Annotated in this window: 21 protein-coding genes; 18 read left to right on the top strand and 3 right to left on the bottom strand. The window is 38.4% G+C overall.

Annotated elements, in window-relative coordinates:
- Nucleotides 1-284 precede the first annotated feature (284 nt).
- The 8 genes from H0185_RS14320 (at nucleotide 285) to H0185_RS14285 (ending at nucleotide 7,878) form a co-directional block, all read left to right on the top strand.
- A complete protein-coding gene (locus H0185_RS14320) occupies nucleotides 285-1,481 on the top strand; it encodes a D-alanyl-D-alanine carboxypeptidase family protein (protein ID WP_246629203.1) in 1,197 nt (398 codons plus the stop codon).
- Nucleotides 1,482-1,546: 65 nt separating this feature from the next.
- Nucleotides 1,547-2,053, top strand: coding sequence for a CLPTM1 family protein (locus tag H0185_RS14315; protein WP_221874188.1), 507 nt, complete (start codon nucleotides 1,547-1,549; stop codon nucleotides 2,051-2,053).
- A 450-nt stretch (nucleotides 2,054-2,503) separates the two neighbouring features.
- Entirely contained in the window at nucleotides 2,504-2,740 is a 237-nt protein-coding gene (locus H0185_RS14310; RefSeq protein ID WP_246629202.1) for a YczI family protein, read from the top strand.
- A 450-nt stretch (nucleotides 2,741-3,190) separates the two neighbouring features.
- Nucleotides 3,191-4,108 carry a polysaccharide deacetylase family protein gene (locus tag H0185_RS14305; RefSeq protein ID WP_343223153.1) on the top strand — a complete coding sequence of 306 codons (918 nt, stop codon included), beginning with the start codon at nucleotides 3,191-3,193 and terminating at the stop codon, nucleotides 4,106-4,108.
- 24 nt (nucleotides 4,109-4,132) lie between these two features.
- The gene (locus H0185_RS14300) at nucleotides 4,133-4,783 is read left to right on the top strand and encodes a YkyA family protein (protein WP_221874187.1); all 651 of its coding nucleotides are present in this window, start codon (nucleotides 4,133-4,135) and stop codon (nucleotides 4,781-4,783) included.
- A 323-nt stretch (nucleotides 4,784-5,106) separates the two neighbouring features.
- Nucleotides 5,107-6,087 carry an HD-GYP domain-containing protein gene (locus tag H0185_RS14295; protein ID WP_343223152.1) on the top strand — a complete coding sequence of 327 codons (981 nt, stop codon included), beginning with the start codon at nucleotides 5,107-5,109 and terminating at the stop codon, nucleotides 6,085-6,087.
- A 31-nt stretch (nucleotides 6,088-6,118) separates the two neighbouring features.
- Nucleotides 6,119-6,757: a diguanylate cyclase gene (locus tag H0185_RS14290; protein WP_221874186.1), complete on the top strand. Its 639-nt coding sequence runs from the start codon at nucleotides 6,119-6,121 to the stop codon at nucleotides 6,755-6,757.
- A 314-nt stretch (nucleotides 6,758-7,071) separates the two neighbouring features.
- Nucleotides 7,072-7,878 carry a DUF3990 domain-containing protein gene (locus tag H0185_RS14285; protein ID WP_221874185.1) on the top strand — a complete coding sequence of 269 codons (807 nt, stop codon included), beginning with the start codon at nucleotides 7,072-7,074 and terminating at the stop codon, nucleotides 7,876-7,878.
- On the opposite strand, the gene H0185_RS14280 is transcribed toward H0185_RS14285, so the two are convergent.
- Nucleotides 7,875-8,651 (bottom strand): zeta toxin family protein, encoded by a 777-nt coding sequence (locus H0185_RS14280; RefSeq protein ID WP_221874184.1) that lies wholly within the window; start codon nucleotides 8,649-8,651, stop codon nucleotides 7,875-7,877. The genes H0185_RS14285 and H0185_RS14280 overlap by 4 nt on opposite strands.
- A gap of 344 nt (nucleotides 8,652-8,995) precedes the next feature.
- Here H0185_RS14280 and H0185_RS14275 point away from each other — a divergent pair, with 344 nt between their 5' ends.
- The 8 genes from H0185_RS14275 (at nucleotide 8,996) to H0185_RS24310 (ending at nucleotide 17,074) form a co-directional block, all read left to right on the top strand.
- Nucleotides 8,996-9,940 carry a DMT family transporter gene (locus H0185_RS14275; RefSeq protein ID WP_221874183.1) on the top strand — a complete coding sequence of 315 codons (945 nt, stop codon included), beginning with the start codon at nucleotides 8,996-8,998 and terminating at the stop codon, nucleotides 9,938-9,940.
- Between the two features lie 101 nt (nucleotides 9,941-10,041).
- Nucleotides 10,042-10,527, top strand: coding sequence for a GNAT family N-acetyltransferase (locus H0185_RS14270; RefSeq protein ID WP_221874182.1), 486 nt, complete (start codon nucleotides 10,042-10,044; stop codon nucleotides 10,525-10,527).
- 180 nt (nucleotides 10,528-10,707) lie between these two features.
- On the top strand, nucleotides 10,708-11,172 hold the full coding sequence (locus tag H0185_RS14265) for a hypothetical protein (protein WP_221874181.1): 465 nt from the start codon (nucleotides 10,708-10,710) through the stop codon (nucleotides 11,170-11,172).
- A gap of 271 nt (nucleotides 11,173-11,443) precedes the next feature.
- A complete protein-coding gene (locus H0185_RS14260; RefSeq protein ID WP_221874180.1) occupies nucleotides 11,444-12,142 on the top strand; it encodes a sigma-70 family RNA polymerase sigma factor in 699 nt (232 codons plus the stop codon).
- 15 nt (nucleotides 12,143-12,157) lie between these two features.
- Nucleotides 12,158-12,745 (top strand): ATP-dependent Clp endopeptidase proteolytic subunit ClpP, encoded by a 588-nt coding sequence (gene clpP, locus H0185_RS14255; protein WP_221874179.1) that lies wholly within the window; start codon nucleotides 12,158-12,160, stop codon nucleotides 12,743-12,745.
- Nucleotides 12,746-13,110: 365 nt separating this feature from the next.
- A complete protein-coding gene (locus H0185_RS14250) occupies nucleotides 13,111-13,671 on the top strand; it encodes a sugar O-acetyltransferase (protein WP_221874178.1) in 561 nt (186 codons plus the stop codon).
- Between the two features lie 463 nt (nucleotides 13,672-14,134).
- The gene (locus H0185_RS14245) at nucleotides 14,135-15,340 is read left to right on the top strand and encodes a quaternary amine ABC transporter ATP-binding protein (RefSeq protein ID WP_221874219.1); all 1,206 of its coding nucleotides are present in this window, start codon (nucleotides 14,135-14,137) and stop codon (nucleotides 15,338-15,340) included.
- Nucleotides 15,341-15,343: 3 nt separating this feature from the next.
- A complete protein-coding gene (locus H0185_RS24310; protein ID WP_221874177.1) occupies nucleotides 15,344-17,074 on the top strand; it encodes a glycine betaine ABC transporter substrate-binding protein in 1,731 nt (576 codons plus the stop codon).
- A 242-nt stretch (nucleotides 17,075-17,316) separates the two neighbouring features.
- Here the strand turns inward: H0185_RS24310 and H0185_RS14235 are convergent, their stop codons facing one another.
- Nucleotides 17,317-18,033 (bottom strand): hypothetical protein, encoded by a 717-nt coding sequence (locus H0185_RS14235; protein WP_221874176.1) that lies wholly within the window; start codon nucleotides 18,031-18,033, stop codon nucleotides 17,317-17,319.
- A gap of 429 nt (nucleotides 18,034-18,462) precedes the next feature.
- Between H0185_RS14235 and H0185_RS14230 the strand changes: the two genes are divergently transcribed.
- Complete coding sequence (locus H0185_RS14230) at nucleotides 18,463-18,867, top strand: GNAT family N-acetyltransferase (protein WP_425515830.1); 405 nt, start codon at nucleotides 18,463-18,465, stop codon at nucleotides 18,865-18,867.
- A gap of 132 nt (nucleotides 18,868-18,999) precedes the next feature.
- On the opposite strand, the gene H0185_RS14225 is transcribed toward H0185_RS14230, so the two are convergent.
- On the bottom strand, nucleotides 19,000-19,626 hold the full coding sequence (locus H0185_RS14225) for a cupin domain-containing protein (protein ID WP_221874174.1): 627 nt from the start codon (nucleotides 19,624-19,626) through the stop codon (nucleotides 19,000-19,002).
- A gap of 216 nt (nucleotides 19,627-19,842) precedes the next feature.
- Here H0185_RS14225 and H0185_RS14220 point away from each other — a divergent pair, with 216 nt between their 5' ends.
- Nucleotides 19,843-20,943: an SH3 domain-containing protein gene (locus H0185_RS14220; protein WP_246629201.1), complete on the top strand. Its 1,101-nt coding sequence runs from the start codon at nucleotides 19,843-19,845 to the stop codon at nucleotides 20,941-20,943.
- Nucleotides 20,944-20,945: the final 2 nt, after the last annotated feature.

Raw genomic sequence — 20,945 nt, 5'->3', positions numbered from 1 at the left:
ATTAGACTTCTAATAACTTTTATGACAAGGTATTTCATCAAAAAAATTTGTTTAATGCGGGACAAAATACCTATGATTCTGAAAAAAAGTCTAGAAAAATAGAGTAAGTGAGTCTATTATTAAAATTATCAAGCGAATGAAAAATATTACAAATAAGACACCTAATGGGAATAGTCTGGGACGCAGGGACAGGTTCCTTGTCCCGAATTGCATTTTGTTGTGGGACAATGTACCTGTCCCAGTGTCCCGCGTGTCTTTTCCCAGATAGAGAGAGGAGGCGCTTGATGAAGAAAATGGTGATGGGTCTTGTAATCCCTTTCATGTTGATGTTGTTTGTTTCTACAAATGCATTCGCAGAGGAAGAGGAAGAGAAATTAGGGATTGAATGTGAAGCTTATATTATCATGGAGGAAAACAGCGGGAGGGTTCTGTACGAAAAGAACGCGGATGTTCCGGCGTACCCGGCAAGTTTAACGAAAGTCGCCACGGCAATATACGCAATTGAATCTGGGAAACTTGATGAAATTGCTACCGTAAGTGAACGTGCTCGAAACGCTGATGGTACAAGGGTTTATTTAGAAGAGGGAGAGCAAGTTCCTCTAAGAAAACTTGTTCAAGGATTGCTAGTAAACTCTGGGAACGATGCTGGAATTGCGATTGCAGAACATCTACATGGGTCAGTTGAAGAATATGCCAATCATCTGAATCTCTATTTGAAAGACATTGGCCTGGAGCATACTCACTTTAAAAATCCCCATGGGTTATTTGATCCTGATCATGTAACAACAGCAAAAGATTTAGCGAAAGTTACTCAGTATGCCATGAAGAATCCTGAATTTCGTTCTATTTTTGCTATGAGGGAATTAAAGTGGGAAGGTGAATCTTGGAATACCACCATTTTTACCCATCACAAATTAATGCGTGAAAGACCGTATGAAGGAGTGACAGGCGGTAAAACAGGCTACGTGGACGAATCCGGAAACACGTTAATTACAACAGCTAAAAGAGGCGATCTGTCTGTCATTGTTGTGGTTTTAAAAGGGCCTTCATCAAATACAGCTTATATGGATACAGTCAAGTTGCTTGACTATGCCTTTGGAGAGTTTAAACTCGTTGAGATTCCAGTAGGAAAAGAGTATAAACAAAATGATCTTACATACATAACTCAAGAAAACTATTCCATTCCTGTTACAGATGGGGAAGTAATCAACGAGAGAATTACTGCAGAAGGAAATCTTGAACTTTCAATTGATAACCAAAATTTTATGGCTACGATTCCTTTAGTGAATGAATCAGAGGAAATTGTTCAAAGTCCACCACCAGAAAAAGTAGCTCAAAGCCAGACTAATGAAGAAAAAGAAGAAGAATCTGTTTTTACACCCATTTATCTTTCTATTGGACTAATCCTTACTCTTATCGCCATTTTTATTATGATGATGAATGTGAGAAAAAAACGAATGAAGAGATCCAGATCTCTTTAAACAATCCGTCTTCTTTTTCCTAAACAAGTCAATCTGTGCTTCTTAATAAATAAGGATGATGATAAATGAAGCAATTTCTCGTGTATGTTCTAGCGGTTGTGGTAAGCACATTCTTGTATTATTGGTCTGATAATTGGGAAGGGAAAGAATGGATTTTTGCTGTGCTGACGCTTGGTGTATACGCTTGGTCAATCCTAGCCTTGAAACGCTATCGACCTAATGGATGGGGATTTGTCTTTCTGACCATCTTTATGTTATTAAATGTGAACTCCATTTTCTATTTGCTTCAACCACCTATCATAACGATTTTCTTTAGTGTGTTGTTAGGATGTATGCTGATTCCATTCTATCGGGATAACCGAGAAGCAGTAAGCATATCATGGTGGTCAGTCGTATTTAATGTGATTATGCAATTGGAAGCAAGCAATTTGGTCATGTTTTGGTTTGTTTTTATCACAACTGGAATAGGTGCAATCATTGGGTATCGATTAGGCTATCCTTTAATTAAGCGTTTTTCTATCGTTTGTTTTTTAATGAGTTCTGTTGGATTGCTACTCAGTATGCTACTCTAAAAAAGTATGTGAATAGTCTCTTCATTTTATTAGCGATTGTCTTGTTTGCGATAGCTGCAAATCTATACTTTGAAAACCAATTAAAAAGGCGTGAGCTAGTCAATCCAACTAGGCTAACGTTACTACGATTTTCATAGGAGAATGGTTAGATTCCCTTAAATTTTAAAAGGGAATCTAACCATTTTGTTCTTATAGGGTATCTTTATTTTGTCTTTGTTGTAAGTCATTGTTTGGATTTGATCCCTTTCAAAATCAGGATAAGAACAAATGTTCTGTAGTTTATCAAGGTGAGCCAAGTGTTTAGCAACTTGTTAAAGCATATCGATACATTTCCACTCACCCAAAGAGAACGAGTCATCAAGGGGGTAAACGCTATGGTTAAACGTTTCTCCTCTGTTTTTGCTCGCTAAATACTAACGGAACAAGTATATTTAGAACAAAGGTGGGATAATGATGTTAAAAATTCTTCGTTATGTATTATCACTAATAACTCTTTTATTTGCTTCTTATGGAGTCATTACGAGAGATTTTAAGTTTGGGGATAGTATGATTTTATTCTTAGGTCTTACGATGTTGGTTTTGGGGTTAGAAGAATTTAAGAAAGAACGGAAAGTCATGGGTGGGTTTCTACTTGTTGTATGTTTATTTTCATTATATGTATCAATTGAAGGGTTCTTATTAAATTAAAGATTGCAATCATTATATTAAGTATTGGGGAAACATCAGTTAATAGGTTTTCCAACACCTAAGCCCAATTAACTGGGAATAAGTTAGTTTATAATTGCAACTTTGCAGTGTACTTTACCAAGTCTAAAAAAGGAAAAATCATGCTTTCGACCTACTGTTTGTTCGTTAACCTCTTCTATTTTTGAGTTTTAGATGCTGATAGTCTCATAAATTCCTTAATTTTCATAAAAAAAGTGCAAACCCCCTTAAATAAAAATGAGTCTTATGATAGGATAAAATTTGGTAATGCAGGGAAATTTGTCGAATTGTTCACTGCAAGGGGCGGGGGATTTTAGACTGGCTCTCTTAATCTTGCAGCTTATAAATCTATAGAATTGAATGATGCCCTTTGTGCGAAATTTGTCATGATATGCATCAATTTGTACAAATATCACTTTAGGAGGAGAGAACGTGCGGGAGCGCAAGCGCAAGCGATTAAACACAAAGGGGAAGATAGTTGTTTCCATTATTGGAATCAGTATGATTGTTCTTTTGTCTGGAATACTTGGCAACAATGTAAAGGAAGCAGCGAAAGAAAATAAGACTAAAATCCAGGAATCACTAGAAACTTTGTCTTTTTACTCAGAACCTATGGCAGCGTTAGCTGACTCGACTTTAAGTCAATCCATTATTGAAAAAAATTTAGAAGAACATGAACTTGCTAGATTAGAAGCTTTTGCGAAGCAAAATGAACAAGATCAGCGGGAGAATGTGATTTATTTAACATTTGACGATGGACCCTCACAGGTTTCTCATCAGTTATTGGACATCCTAGATGATTACGATATGAAAGCAACTCATTTCATGATTGGCCCAAACATCCAAAAATATCCTGAAGCAGTTAAAAAGATGAACGAGGATGGACACGGACTTGCTTTGCACGGCATGACTCATAATGTCAAGAAAATTTACGGCAGTTCATCTGCTCCGTTAAAAGAAATGACCAAGACGATGGAATTGGTGGAAGACGTGACAGGCGTTTCTACCCAGGTTGTTCGTTTACCTTATGGAAGTTTTCCCTATTTAACAGAGGAAATGCGGTATGTATTAACTCAACATGATTTTACCGTCTGGGATTGGAATGTAGACACACTAGATTGGGAATTTCAAAATCAACGATATGTTCAACACAGTATTCAAGAGATTCAAAAACTAAAACAAAAAGGGGAAACACCAATAGTCCTCTTACATGATAAACCACAGACCGTTAAACATTTGCCGAAGTTACTCTCTTACATCAAGAAACAAGGCTATAAAACCAAAGTGTTGACCAATGAGATGGCCCCCATCACTTTCCCTTGCAACGGTCGCTGTGTTTCTATCAAATAACATCGGGAGCGGGGGTGAGAAAGATTGAAACAACTGAAGCTACTTATCATTCTAATAGTGATTGTCATTCTAGGGGTTATTTTCATTCAATATCAGTCAAATGATAACCAGGCAACTAAAATCCAAGAAATAATGGAAAAGTCGTCTTCCTTTGAGCGGGAATTTATCGAAAACCAAAAAGAATTGGATCAATATAGACAAAAATCACACGCTGTTTATAGTGAAGTCATTCACCTTGAAGTCAAGGATAAAGATCTTATTATCCAAAAGCTAGAAGACGTTAATGAATATATCAGGATAAAAGACAAGTTATTGAAAGAGGCGGAAGAAAGCTTTCTTAAGTCCTACAATGAAGCAACATCCATCAAAGAACATGTCAAGGAATTAAAAGATGAAGATCAAAAAAATCAAGCAACGAAACTAGTAAACTTGATAAACGAACGAAAAAAAGTTTTGGATCCATTTTTTGATGACTATCAGGAACAGCTAACTTTACAGACTTCCCTGTATCAGCAAATGATTGATGGAAACTTTGATTTCGGTAAACTCGATGAAATGATTTCTGACATCAATGTTTACAGCAAAGAGATGGCAGAGATCATCCAACAATTCAATGAGTATAGCAAACAATCCAAAAAGGTTGAGAATGACTTCTATAAAATGGCGGAAGTATAAACGAAATTGGAATACGGTCTCCTGCAATTGAGAAACAAGGGTTATTCAGGATAGAATACAAGCGAGGTTATCCTGTTACTATACGATAAAATAGACTTCTCCTAGCGAGAAGTCTATTTTTGTAGGTAACAAGGACTGGCACCTTACACATTGTGGGGACAAGGTGCAATCCATATATCCTAGTGTCGAGAATGCGAAAAAAATGTCAATTTTTTGAACAAATGCTGATTCTTGGTTTATTGAACCTATTTCTATAGTAAAATTATTTTAAACAAACCATTGAACAAACAAGAGTTTCGCTCAAGATGATGGGGGAGTACAAAGTGAGGCTTACGATAGACAATCTGTTAAATAAACCTGTTTTTTTTCGCTATTGTTTTATTATTCTTTTACTAATTAGCACGACTTTGCTTTTCTATGATTTGGGTGAACAACATATCTATATTCTCTATATCCTTACAACGGTTAGCTTAGGAATCGGTTTTTTTAGCCGACCTACGTGGTTTTTAATCTTAGTCACAACTGCAGTGGTTTACATTCGATTCATGCAAGAACTGGAGTCTACCTCTTTTCTTAAACTAATCCTTCTGGAAATTTCTTATTTGATTATTACATTTATCTCTGCTGGGTTTATGAAAAAGCATCAAAAGGTCAAGGAGGATCACCTAGTACTCATTTCTACTCTCTCGAATGCCCTAGATTCCAGGGATACCTATACATCTGGACATTCAAACAATGTTTCCTATTACGCGACAAACATTGCTTTGGAGATGAAATTGTCTGATGACATGATTGATACCATTCGAATTGGAGGATTGCTGCACGATATTGGAAAAATAGGGGTCCCTGAATCAATCCTCTTAAAACCAGGGAAATTGAGCGAGGATGAATTTAACACGATTAAAAAACATCCTGTGATAGGATATGAAATGATTAAGCATGTAAAGGAATTCCAAGACAATGGGATTTTAGATATTGTGAAGTACCACCATGAACGTTATGACGGAAAAGGCTATCCTAATGGTCTAAAAGGAGACGCAATCCCAATAGTTGCTCGAATCATGGGTGTGGCTGATTCCTTTGACGCAATGACATCAAAACGGGTATACAGTCAAAAAATGTCGATTGAAGATGCTTTATTTGAAATTAAAAAAAATAAAGGAACACAGTTTGATCCTGAAATTGTAGATGCCTTTGTTCGTTTATATGAGAAAAATCACCATAATTTATTCACCAGAGAATGCACTTCACTAGTAGAGAGTCCGCAAGAAGAGGAACAACCATTATTACAAAACTTGGGCTAATAGGACGGGTTAGTAAAAGGATGATGAAGTCGTGGGATCAAAGGGAAGAATGACAGCCATATTGATTGTTGGTACATTAAATGTGTTGTATATGTTTCATTATTATCTGCGTGACGGTTTCATTGCTGAAATCGAGTTTATTGGTTTTCCTATTATGATTGCGCTTGCTTGGTGGTGTGGAAAACAATATGATGTCGTAAAATATTATTCTGAAATGGACACGCTAACAAAGCTTTATAATAGAAGGTATATGAATCAATACATCTCTAAAGTTGAGAAAAATGATGGAGAATTTGCCATTCTCCTTTTGGATGTCAATGACTTTAAAATCATTAATGATCGATACGGACACAAAGCAGGGGATCATTTTTTAAAAATGATTGCGAGCCAACTGTTGGAAGCGGCAGGGAGAAAGGAGAAAGTGGCACGTTGGGGTGGCGATGAATTTATCATCCTTTTTCCTAATCCCCCGAAAAGAAAAGACTTGGAAAAAAGGATAGAAGAGATACATCAAAGACTTATAGACATCTCTCCAAAAGGACTGGAAATTGGTGTTTCCATTGGTACGGCCATCTATCCAACTGAGGGAAAGAACTTTGACGAAATTTTAAAAGCAGCGGATCAAAAGATGTATAAAGTCAAAGCACAAAAAAATAGAATCATGAGTTGAGGAGGGACATTAGGGTCTTCTTCTGGAATGAGGAGTTTCTTAAAAAAGAGCTGGATTTAATAGAGATACACCTTCCGTTGTGGACCATTTCAAACTAGCGGATTCATCTCTTTTCTTTAGCGGTAGGATACAAAATAAAACGATTTTTCCTTGTTCTTAGGAGATTTACGCTGAGACAATATGCCTTTCCTTTTATCGTACAAGGTGCCTTTGTTCCATCCATATTGCTTCCTGATTAATTCCTAATATAAGTTATACACTTGGTGCTCGTTACATAATATAGGTTGACTTGGATTGAGTGGGAGGGCAAGAATGTGACAAGTGGACTCTATACTGTTTACCATGGAACAAATTTGTTTTCCGCAAATTTAATTGAACAATATGGAGTAAGTTTAGAAGCACAAAGGTTATTTACTGATTTTGGCAAGGGCTTCTATGTCACCTTTAATTGGGAACAAGCCATGAGATGGGCGAACGTTCGTGCAAATAACCTTCAAGTGTCAACCAAGTTACTAAAGAAATTACATATTGATTCGACAGAATATCTAATGCATCCTACCGCGCGAATTCCTGCCGTTTTAGAGTGGAAGCTCGATGTAGATCAGCTTCTTAGGTTACGAGGAAAGATTTTTCCACTGCCTTCGCAATCCTATTGGGCAGGATATAAGAATTCTTGGGAAAATTTTGTTTTGAAGTGCCGGAAGGGTATGCCCCATAGCTATGATTTTGTCTTTGGTCCAATTGCCGGAGGTCATTTTAAATATGTGGAAAAAATACAAGTATCAAGGACAAAAGACCAGTTGTCGCTAAATAGTTATCCTGCAATTTCGTGTCTCTATCATTTACGAATAATCCTGGGAGGAAAGGAAATAGTACGGGAATATCATCGGGCTGCTTTATTTCATCAGGAAATTAAGGATGCGCTAGTGAAGATGATGGGTATTCAGAAGAACCAGGCAGATAACATGCTAGCAATATCTTGGGTTCGCACTCTCCATCCGAGTATATTAATCACTGAATCTCCTTATTATTGGGCATTTTGCTTATTAAAGGGGAGAGAGGCACTTTGGCATGATGAGTATGAAAATTGGTATAGGAAAAATGGTATTCCTTCAATTTAAGATTCTTTTTTAATAAATTCATGATAGTGGGTCCTATTCCTTACAGTGCTGGAAGTAACAAGTTCCATTCCTTCTTGACTGTTATAAATATGATAGCTATCAGTTAAATCGCGGACATTTAAGAACGTTTTCGGGATAAGTTTATGGGTACTCTCGATTGCTTTTATCGGAACAATTCGACCATCCTGTTTAGCCCGGCTGGCAATTCGCTGAATGGCTAAAGAGACAGGTATATCCGTAATATATAAATGGACTTTATATCCCTCATGATGAAGCCTAGTAAATAATTTCTTGTATTTTTGGGGCTTTGCCATGGTACTTTCATAGATAAAGTTTTTTTGGTTCGTAATTAAGTCATCAACCAAACGATCACGAATATCACAAGATTCCTTATGAACGAGAAGGGCAGCGTACTCAGGGTCTACTTTTTTATATTGCTCAAATTCAGGTAAGTATTGCTTAATTTCATCCGGATCAACATGTACGGCGTTTATAGATTTTAAGAGTGGGTGTTCCTTCAACATGTTTATTTTTAACGTTGTTTTTCCAGACCCGCTTCCTCCTCCAAAGAAAAATGCATGTGGGGGATTTGACCCCTTTACGGCATTTTTTTGTAATTGATGAAGAATGGTTTGATGTAATTTTTTTCGCTCAGGTTTATAAATTCCATTTTTAGTAGAATAAAGCCTCTTCGTATCTTTAAGGATTATCCTTCCTGGGTTCCGTAAGTTCTTTCTTACCAACCGGTTCTGAAGTTTTTTTATAAACCTCATTGGGCTTCACCTCCATTAAAATTTATGTATTAACCAAAAGAGTATGTATGTTTGTGGAGGCAGAGTCCATATAATAGTTTGCGTGCTACTGAACACAATGAAATTCGAAAAGTGACTCGCAGTAATCGATTATCTACTTGAGACAAAGGTCGAGACACTAAGTCCCCGACCCTAAAACGGAAGATCTTTTGAACATGGATGTATCAAGGATTTTAGGATTGTAGAATTAGATTTAGCTGCCTTTTAGGTGGCTTTTTCTTTTGGCTGAATTTTTGATAGTATTTTAAGAATTTTCCAGTTATTATTTACTTAGATAAAATGTTTGACTTCAAAGGTGGTGCATGATGATAAATAGAAAAAAGGGAATCGCTTTAGTCATTACAGGGGCATTGTTTTGGGGTATTGGCGGCACTGTGTCAAAAAAGCTTTTTCAATTAGGAATTGATGTCGATTGGCTGGTAACAACGCGATTACTGATTGCGGGTTTATTACTCTTGACTCTTCAATCTTTTGGAAAAGAACGTTCTCAGATTCTAGAAGTTTGGAAAACTAGAACGATTGCGATTCAATTGATTGTCTTCGGGTTACTCGGCATGCTTGCGGTGCAATACACCTATATGGCTTCCATTAAGCATGGCAATGCAGCGGTTGCAACCTTGTTACAATATTTAGCACCTGTGATGATTATCGTATATCTATTACTCCGCAGGCAAACGGTGTTAACTAGAAGAGATATGCTAACGGTTGCGTTAGCTTTAATTGGTTGTTTTTTGTTGTTAACAAACGGCTCCTTCTCACAATTATCTGTGCCGACACTTGCTATCGTTTGGGGCGTTTTGTCTGGATTATCATTAGCATTCTACACCTTATATGCAATACCTTTATTAAAACAATTCGATTCACTCGTCATCGTGGGCTGGGCGATGGTGATCGGTGGTTTAACCTTAAGCTTTATCCATCCAGTTTGGCAAATTGATGTTAACAGCTTAACCCTTGAAACTTCTATGTACTTAATCTTTGTCATCATTTTTGGGACAATGATTGCCTTTTGGTTTTACATAAAAAGTCTTGAAAGTCTGCCACCTAATGAATCTAGTCTCTTAGGAAGCATAGAGCCTCTTGCTGCTGTATTAACAACGGTCTTCTGGTTAAAAGATCCTTTCGGAATGTTCCAATGGGTAGGTACAGCTTGTATCATTGGTTTAATCGTATTGATGGCATGGAGTAAAAAGCCTGCTTCGAAGGAAACCAAGATTTCTACCGAGGAAGAACCCGTTAAAATTAGTTAAACATAGGTCACTTGTCACAGCAAATATTTTTTCGCAAGACAATGTGCCTTCTTGGTGTCTCAAAAATCAACGATGATTAACAATAAGAAAGGCTGATAAGGATGCAATTCACTATTCGAAAAATGGTTCATGAAGATATTAACCAAGTACAAAACGTGGCAAAAATCACTTGGAATGCTACTTACGAAGGAATAATTCCGTTAGAGGTACAAGAAAATTTCTTGAATGCTGCTTACAATGAAGCTACCATGCAACAACGTTTGGAACGCTCGACTCTTTATGTAGCGGAGATTGAAGGAAGAGTTGTGGGGTTCGCCAATTTCTCTCCAGTAAGAGAAGGTGGAAAAGTGGAGTTAGGTGCCATTTATCTTTATCCAGAACATCAAGGGAAAGGCATCGGCTCAGCGTTACTACAAAAGGGGATCCAAGATTTAGAAGGTGTAACCGAGATCTATATCAATGTCGAAAAGGAGAATGAAATTGGAAAGACCTTTTATGAAGCCAAAGGGTTCGAGGTTGTCAGTGAGTTTGATGATGACTTCGATGGTCATCTATTAAAAACAATACGAATGGTGCTAAAGATTTAAAGATGGGACACTGTGGACAGGCTCGTTGTCTTGCTAGTTTATAACGGCGGGACATAGGGCCTGTCCCTCTGTCTCTTCCTAAAATATGTAATAAACAGTTTGTAACCCCGCCAATCTGGACATCCTAAAAAAGAGGAACTGTCAAAAAAGGGTTGGGTGAGATTGTTGAGAAGAAAAAAGATGACCAAAACGCAGTTGTTGTATAATGTTGCTCAAATACTGATTCCTTGGTCAACATTGCTGTTCATGCGGAAACAGGATATTAAACGTTATTCATTTGCTGGTTTTGTAATTGTTGCTTTTGAAATTATAAATCATATCATCGGGTACAAACGGAACTGGTGGACTTTTTATGGAAAGAAGAAATCGTTTTTCACCAATGAACTTCCTTTCAGTATTGGTGCCTATATGCCGTTATCGATGTGGCTTCTAAAATTTTACTTTGGAGATTTCAAGAAATTTATGCTAGCAAATGCCATTTCAGACGGAACCTTTGCTTTTGTGATCATAAAAATCCTTAAAAGAATCAAAGTGATTAAGTTGAATATGAGTTATCCTATGTTTTTTGTTTACTTGTATTTCAAAGCACCACTCTTATACGCTGTGCAATACATCGTTGAAAAGAAAAAACTTTTTGTCGGATAAAGTAGAGGCCCTTTGAATCGTTCAAAGCCTCCCATGACCTACATAATAAATGCATAAAAAGAGACAGGAGCATCCGTTCCTGTCTCTTTTCCGTTTTGTTTAGATCGTTCGTTTAACGTTTTTTAATTGATTTTATGAAAATAGAATAAAACTAGGAAGGAATTCTCCATTGGCGAATGAATAAGATAAAAGAAAAAATTTTTATTACCCGTATCTTTCTGCCACCTCCCATCCGTTATAAGAGCAGAGAGGTGGTAAAGGAGTGAACAGAATGTCAACAAATGAAGGGACTGTGAACGAAAAAATCGTTCAAGTTATGGATGCAACGACTACTTCCGAGCTTGAACAGTTGTACCGAGGGTTAAGAAGGTATTGCCATTTTCTTGCTCAAAATCAATGGGATGGTGATGACCTTGTTCAAGAAGCGATGACGAAAGCTATTAAGCACTATTCAAATACAGAAATAACGCCATCCTTGCTTAACAAGATTGCCTATCATAAGTGGATTGATTTGATACGAAAACGAAAACGGGAAGTTATCGGGATTGAACAAGAAATCGCCAGCATGGAGACAGAAACGGCCGTTGAGGGATTAATGGATTCGGTAAACTCCTTGATCAATCAATTGACAGCAAAACAGGCGGTTATCTTTACCCTAAAAGAAGGATTTCGCTTTCAACTAAAGGAAATTGCTGATTTGCTTGATAGTAGTGAAATGGCAATTAAGTCCACTTTGTTTCGAGCTAGGCAAACTTTAGCGAGGGAAAGCAAGATGCAGCCAGTAAAACCAATTTCTGAAGAAAACGAACAAATCCTGCTGTATGAATTGATTTATCGTTCTCTGCAAACCGACGACCCGCAGGTACTTATCGACAATCTAAAGGATATCCCTTCACTATTAGAGGTTCCTGTTCAGAAAAAACCAACACCAACTCAAACCCCTCTCAATTTCTATTCTATGGCAGCATAAAAGGGAGGAAAAAACATGGCGACCATTCCATATGTTATCGATCAATCCAATCGGGGCGAGCGCTCATACGATATTTATTCTCGGCTTTTAAAAGACCGAATTGTGATGATTGGCGATGAAATCAATGATCAAGTGGCAAACAGCGTAATTGCTCAGTTATTATTTCTTGAAGCCGATCATCCGGATAAGGACATTTCAATTTACATCAATAGTCCAGGAGGCTCAACGACCGCCGGGTTTGCAATCTTTGATACGATGCAACATATTAAACCAGATGTAAATACCATTTGTATCGGGATGGCGGCTTCATTTGGAGCGATGTTGCTCCTTGCAGGAACAAAAGGCAAACGATTTGCACTTCCGAACAGTGAGATTATGATTCATCAGCCTCTTGGTGGAGTGAGGGGGCAGGCGACAGAAATTGAAATATCCGCTCGGAGGATCCTGAAGCTTAAAGAGCACATAAACGGAATTATTGCTGAACGCACGGGCCAACCAATTGAAAAAATTGCTACCGACACTGAGCGCGATTACTTCATGAGTGCCGAGGAAGCCTTAGAATATCGGATTATTGATAAGGTCATTGGTCGAATGGAAAAATGAGTTCTGTTGTGTACTTTATGGAAGGAACCGGTATATCTGTTTCATAGGTGCTGGGTAGACAAGGTGAAACCTGGTTGAGAAGTCGAGTTACAGGAGTAGGAATGGCGTGTGTGAATTAGCACACGCCTTTTCCCTTAGGGAATCCCAGCGTTTTATTAATTGCGGTCAATGGTCCATGAATTAATGTTACAATGAATGATGGACAATTTTAGAATAGAGTTAAGTATCCGTATTTTGTGATTAAGTGAAGAATGTTACTATTTGTTTGAATGGAATCTGTGTGGTAGCTCTGAAATTGTTATTTTAAGGTGAGACAATGGGCATGTCCTTTTGTCCAATTACATAAGAAAAGGTTGGTCATTAAAATGAAAACGGAAAAAGAGAAGATGTTAGCGGGAGAAATGTACGATCCTGCTGACCCTGTTTTACTAAAAGAACGTGAAGAAGCGAGACGAAAGGTAAGGATTTATAATCAAACGCTAGAATCTGAAGGTGAAAAGCGAACTGAATTATTAAAAGAATTACTAGGGTCTACTGGCGAACATCTCTATATGGAGCCCAATATCCGTTTTGATTATGGGTATAACACACATGTTGGAGAGAATTTTTATGCCAACTTTGATTGTACGATTTTAGATGTTTGTGAAGTAAGGTTTGGGGATAATTGCTTGCTGGCCCCTGGGGTACAAATCTATACAGCCACGCATCCTCTTCATCCAACTGAACGGAATTCAGGGAAAGAATATGCCAAGCCAATTACATTCGGCGACAATGTTTGGATCGGCGGTAGTGCTATCATCAATCCAGGTGTAACAGTAGGGAACAACGTGGTCATTGCCTCAGGTGCAGTTGTAACGAAGGATGTTCCTAACAATGTAGTTGTAGGTGGAAACCCAGCAAAGATTCTTAAGCAAATTGAACTATAGAGCTTTTCGTAAAAGATAAAGTGAAAGCGAGCGGATGACTTTGATGGGATTATAGCCAATTATCGCCAGTTTAGTGAAAGCAAGATTTCTAATATGCTTAATCTGGTAGAAAAGGATATACATGATGCTGCAGGAAGAACAATTCTGATGAATATTTTGTACGGACAGTTCCAATTCAAAAAACGGAAACTGAGTCCGAATGAAGGTTGAGTTCGGACACTCCCAGGTCGAAAAACAGAATCTTAGTCCGAAAGAAGGTTGAGTTCGGACAGTCCTAGGTTGATAAAGGAAAATTGAGTCCGAATGAGATCTGGGATTTGAAACATGGCTAACAGAATAAGAAAGAATGAAAGACCACACATTGTCTGTTATGTGTGGTCTTTTTATGATCTTCATATCGAAAACAAAAATAGGGGAACACTAACTAGGAAAAAGGAACTATAAATATTGAGGTGAGGAAATGATGGAACCATACGTAGAAGTCAGGAACGTCTCGAAGATATTTGGCAAATCCCCTAAGCCTGCCATTGATTTATTAAAACAAGGAAAATCAAAGAAAGAAATTTTAAAAGAAACAGGGCTCACGGTTGGAGTTAATAATGTGAGTTTTAAAATATATCCAAGTGAAATCTTTGTCATTATGGGTTTATCGGGAAGCGGAAAATCCACGTTAATTCGGATGTTTAACAGGTTGATTGACCCGACCATTGGTGAAATCCTTATTAAAAATGAAGACATCGTCAAGATGAATGCTGCAAGATTACGGGAAACCAGACAAAAAAGAATCAGTATGGTATTTCAAAACTTTGCCCTTTTTCCACATAAAACGATTCTAGAAAACGCTGAATTTGGTCTTGAAATCAAAAACGTCCCTGCAAATGAACGGCGCGACAAAGCGATACACGCTTTAGAAGCGGTCGGGTTAAAAGGGTATGAACATCAACTTCCATCACAATTGAGCGGTGGGATGCAACAAAGGGTAGGGCTTGCTAGGGCACTTGCAAGTGACACCGATATTATCTTAATGGACGAAGCGTTCAGCGCATTGGATCCGTTAATACGAAAAGATATGCAGGATGAATTAATTGAGATCCAAGAAAAATACAAGAAAACGATCATCTTTATCACCCATGATCTAGATGAAGCATTGCGTATTGGCGATCGGATTGCATTGATGAAAGATGGCAGTGTGATTCAACTCGGTACACCAGAAGAAATCATGATTAATCCGGCAAATGAATTTGTCGAGAAGTTTGTTGAAGATGTTGATCTATCGAAAGTCCTAACAGCTTCACATGTGATGAAGCGAGGAGAAAAAATTACCGTCGACCGTGGTCCACGGGTCGCATTGGAAATTATGAGGAAACAAGGATATTCTAGCATCTTTATCGTCGACCGAAAAAATAAGTTGTTGGGTGCGATAACGGCTGAACAGGCTCGTCAGGCTATTGAACAAAATCAAACCATTGCCGAATCGATGACAACCGATATCCCAACGGTTTCAGAGGATACCTTACTTGCTGATTTAATGGATGAAATTGCAACATCGAATTTGCCGATATCTGTAATAGATGACGAGCAGCGATTCAAGGGAATTGTCATTCGCGGGGCGGTCATTGGTGCCTTATCAGGAAATAAAGATTCTTTGAATGAATTGGAGAGTGATTAATGTATGGGGATTCCTAAAATTCCGTTAGGAGAATGGGTGGATTCGTTCGTCGCTTGGCTCACCATTGCCTGGGCTGGATTTTTTACTTTTATCACCAATGTAATTGATGGCCTATTGGATATTATCGTGAATGTTTTGAGTGTAGGCCCTCCAATCGTCGTCATACTCATTTTAGCTCTGTTGGTGACGTATACAAGCAGATGGCCATTAGGTATTTTCACCTTATTAAGTTTGCTTTTGATTGATAATCTTGGTTATTGGGATTCAAGCATTCAAACACTAGCCATTGTTTTATTATCTGGTTTACTAACCATCGTCATTGGAATCCCTGTAGGAATATGGTGTGCACAACGAAAAACCGTTCAACGCATTGTGACACCTATCTTAGACTTTATGCAAACGATGCCTGCCTTTGTCTATTTGATTCCAGCAATTTTATTCTTTGGGATTGGCGTTGTACCAGGAATTATCGCTTCCTTTATTTTTGCAATTGCCCCAACAATTCGGATGACGAATTTAGGAATTCAAAGAGTGCCGGAAGATTTGGTTGAAGCAGCCAATGCGTTTGGTTCTACGACCAGTCAAAAGCTGTTCAAAGTACAATTGCCTTTGGCAACGCCAACGATTATGGCAGGGGTAAATCAAAGTATTATGCTGGCACTTTCTATGGTTGTTACAGCTTCCTTAGTTGGAGCCCCCGGGCTTGGAGCAGACGTTTACCGAGCGGTCAGCCAAATTGATGTTGGGCAAGGTTTTGAAGCCGGCTTATCCATTGTCTTTATCGCCATTATTCTAGATCGCATCACTCAAAATTTACGTAACCCAGCATATGGAAATATTATCAAGCCTAAAATCGCTTTTTCGATTTTAGCTTTGCTTGTAGTGGGAACAGCCATTGTTACAGCATTTCCGGGAGACGATGCTCCGAAAAGTGGGAATGCGAACGAAATCGGTGCCCAAACAGATTATGAAATCGTTGGGATTGAACCTGGAGCCGGATTGATGGAGTTAACAAAAACAGCCATAGAGGATTACGAATTAGATGATTGGACATTACTTGAGGGGTCGTCTGCTGCAATGGTTGCAGAACTGCAGAAAGCCTATACAAATCAAGAACCCATTATCATTACAGGCTGGACACCACATTGGATGTTCTCCCAATACGATTTGAAATACCTCGAAGACCCGAAAGAATCATTTGGCGGCGCTGAGGATATCCATACGATCGTACGAAAAGGGTTGGAACAGGATCTACCTGGCGCTTATACCATCCTTGATCAGTTTACTTGGGAACCAAGTGATATGGAAGCCGTGATGGTCGATGTCACAAATGGAATGGATCCAGAAGAGGCGGCTGAAAAGTGGATTAACGCCAATTCAGATCTAGTTTCAGAATGGACAAAAGGGGCCCAAGCAGGTAATGGCGAAGCAGTTAAACTTGTTTTTGTTGCATGGGATTCAGAAATTGCAAGCACATATGTTATTGGCAAGGTGCTTGAGCAAAATGGATATAAAGTGACATTGAGTCAAGTTGAGGTTGGGCCGATGTTTGCTGGTGTAGCCAATGGGAGTGCAGATGGTATGGTTGGCGCATGGCTTCCAACGACGCATTTGGAATACTTTAATACCTATAAGGCCGATGTCGTTGACCTTGGAAGCAACCTTCATGGTACGAAGAATGGATTGGTTGTACCGAAGTATGTTGAGATTGAATCCATTGAAGACTTGAAGTGAAAAGAGAAGTTTCATTTTGAATGAACATATAAGCCATAAAGATCACAACAAAAAAAGGCCTATCAAATTGTAAATAATTTGATAGGCCTTTTGGGGTTATAGAAAATTTTGCGTCTTACCATGCTTTACAAATTTTAGTTGGACAATTGGAAAATGAGCGATTGGATGAAGTTTATTTCACCTAGAGACAAATTCAGCATCCAAACAGGTCCATTCGCTAAATCATATGGTAAATTTGCTCGTTAACCACGGATGTTTGCTGACCATTGCCCTCCACCTTGATCACAGGTAAATGATCCGCTTGCATTTCTCCCTTGAATTCTTCCAGTATACTGACAATTGTTTCCGTCGCTACTGTTTCTGCGGAGAATTCGTACATTATTTCCATTCTGTTCCATCGTTAAGACAGCTGTAATAGGAGTAGCTCCTTGTCTAGTCCACCTACCGTCAAACGTATTGCTGTTTCCTCTTCGGGTCCAGACTCCGCGCCAAGCACCTTCTTGAACATCCCAACGTCTGCCTAAGTCAGGAGCTTGTGGCCCTCTTTGGATGGTTGCACTCCAAGGGCCGCCTCCACGGTCACAAACATTCGTTCCTGTTACACGATTCCCGACAACTCGACCTACATATTGACAATTGTTTCCGTCACTGCTGTTGCGCCGTGAAATACAAACAAAGTTATCCTGTACGGTCATTCTCAACACAGCCGTAATCGGAGTTGCTCCTTGCCGAGTCCATCTCCCATCAAAGACATTACTGTTTCCTCTCCGGGTCCAAACTCCTCTGTAGCCACCTTCTTCAACTTCCCAACGTGTCCCTAGGTCAACTTGACGCATATTGTAATCAAGGGGCGCATCAAAATAATTTTGTAGATTGGGATCATACATTTCTGTTGGTTGATACGGATTTACTTGATAATACGGATTAGCGTAATAATGGGGCTCGCCATAATAATACATACCCTTACCTCCTCAGGAGAATTCAATATCTTTGTGTTTTCAACCCATAATATGATTTGTGGAAATAAAAGGTACAAATCAAAGGAGGAAAAATGGAAAAATTGCGGTCTTTCGGAGGTAGGAGAGCGGCTTCTAAACCACTTTTAATCCCCTAAATTATTTACTATATAGGTTCGGTATCCCGTGTGTTTAACTTGCAGTTCTATACTTAGGAGAACAATGCAGGATAGTGGACGAAAGGGCATAAATAGTAAATTATAAGAAATACTTATGTTTTTTCATAATATATCGGTAATCAACTTATGAAATTTTTTGAACTATAATAGAAAAGTGATAAATTGAGTTACGGTTTTCAAGGAGGGGGATTTTTTGGATAGAGAATTAAATTTTAGACTCGCTACAGAACAAGATCTTGATAAGATTGTAGCCATGATTGCTGATGATCCTTTAGGTAGTAAAAGAGAGAAATACGAACAACCTCTACCAGTAAGCTATCGAAAAGCATTCCAGGCTATTACTGCTGACCCAAATAATGAGTTAATCGTGGCTTGCAAGGGAAACGACATTGTTGGGGTACAACAAATAACTTATACACCTTATCTTACATATCAAGGAGGTTGGCGAGCTACGATTGAAGGAGTGAGAACAAGATCCTCTGAACGTGGGAAAGGGGTAGGAACTGATCTAATACAATGGGGAATCCAACGTGCAAAGAAGCGTGGTTGTCACTTAATTCAACTTACAACAGATAAAAAACGAAAAGATGCTTTGCGATTTTATGAGCGTCTGGGTTTTAAAGCGACACATGAGGGACTAAAAATGACCCTTTATTAGTGTAATTATTCCAGTGACCGGGAACCCTTCGGTAGAGGCACAGATTTTGTAGGGGAATAGGAGAATAATAGTCAATCGATGAAATTAAAACAGACATGGTTCACCATGTCTTGAAATATTGTTTGTTCATCTCTAGCCCCAATAATGCTGATAACGATGAATGTATGGAGTGGGGTAGGAGTGTGGGGCATTAAGCGGTTGTTGGTAAGTGGCCTTTTCCTTTGTTTTGTTACAATCTTTGTATGGACCTATATAGGTTGATGGTTTAACAGGTGCTATAGCTTGCTTCCATTGATTTTCGTCAAGACAATAGGTATGTGCCATGATATTTGTAGGGGTGAATCTCAAAATATCAGAACCTAAAATCACTTGCGGAGTTGGCGCATCAAAAATGGCCAAAAGATGAGTGTTGTCGACCAAAGCAAGTTCATAATGCCACCAACCTTGTGGAACATTGGCCACTTGCCCAGGGGTAATTGTGTAATTCAGGATTTGTTTTGTAAAAGGATTTAGGATCGATACGGTAGCAGAACCTGAAATACAATAAACAAGTTCAGCAGCGTTTTGGTGATAATGCGGTTCAACCACATTATTTCTACTGAGAAAAATGTCCAGCAAAGACACATTTTCAAGTGTATTCAATTGTTTAATCCCTAGTACATTAATATAATTTTGTTGGTCTTTTTTGAACAATGTGCTGGTATTCAAGTCAAACGTGAATTGAGTTGATGGAGATGTATAATCCATGTACGAAACCATTTTTGCTCACCTCGTATTGTGAAAAACTAAACTTCTAGGCACATAATATGTAACTAGAATGAGTTTGGTGAGCATGAAAAAAATTTGCAGATGTATTCGCAATTTCCAAATAACGGTTGACTATTGGAAATAGTAGTATAAAATTTTAATAGAATAATGGGAAAAATATACATATATAAGTTAGGTCACGATGACTTAACAGGGTGAGGGTAGAAAATGAAGATTGGAAAAAGTCTAGTTATAAAGGTTTTAATGTGTTTAATCCTAATTGCTTCACTTGGTATGAGTCAAGAAATAGTCGCTGATCCAAAAGCTGAGGCAGCAACCACGCAATACAAAACAAGTGCTACTTTGAACTTGAGGACCGGTGCTTCTACAAAGCATAAAGCGATTACTACAATTCCTAAAGGGAAGACCGTTACGTATGTTTCCAAGTCTGGTTCATGGTACAAAGTAAAGTATGGTAGCAAAACGGGTTATGCTAGTTCAAAATATTTGAAGAAAGTGCAAGCTACTTCGGTTACCACTTACTATACAACGAGTGCGTTGAACATGAGGGCTGGTGCCTCTGCGAACCATAAAGTCATAACCACGATTCCTAAAGGCAAAGCCGTCACGTATGTGTCGAAATCAGATTCGTGGTACAAAGTGAAATATGGGAGTAAGACGGGTTATGTTTCTAGTAAGTATTTAACTTCTACCAAACCTGCTGCTCCTAAAAACTATGCAGAAGGCTTAAAAACAGTAGGAAATAACAAACAACTAATTCTTGTAACAACGAATGGTACAAGCACAAGCAATGCAACCATTCAAACGTATGAGAAAGATTCTAAAGGAAAGTGGAAGCTTGTTCTATCCGTACCAGGTTATATAGGCAAGTACGGACTTACTTCGAACATGAGTGAAGGCGGCAAAAAGTCACCTCAAGGGAAATATTCCATTGGCCAAGCGTTTGGAACAAAAACAAATCCTGGTACAAAACTAAGCTACCGAAAAATTACCAGTGATGATGTTTGGGTAGATGATTCAACATCTAAGCTGTACAACACTTGGCAGTCTAGAAGGAAAACAGCACGGCAATGGAAGAGTGCGGAGAACATGAATGTTCCTGCATATAAATATGGCTTTGTGATTAACTACAACACAAAACGAGTTCCAGGTAAAGGAAGTGCAATCTTCTTCCATATCTCTAGTAGTTACACGCTGGGATGTACAGGAACATCCGAAGCGAATGTTCTCAAAATAATGAGATGGCTTGATCCTAAGAAGAACCCAGTCATCATCCAAACACCAATGAAGGAATTAAGTAAATACTAATT

Origin of the sequence: Mesobacillus maritimus (assembly GCF_019749255.1) — a bacterium.
Taxonomy (GTDB): domain Bacteria; phylum Bacillota; class Bacilli; order Bacillales; family Cytobacillaceae; genus Mesobacillus_B; species Mesobacillus_B maritimus_A.
Note: the sequence above shows the minus strand (reverse complement) of the source record. Positions and strands in the feature narration are given on the sequence as shown.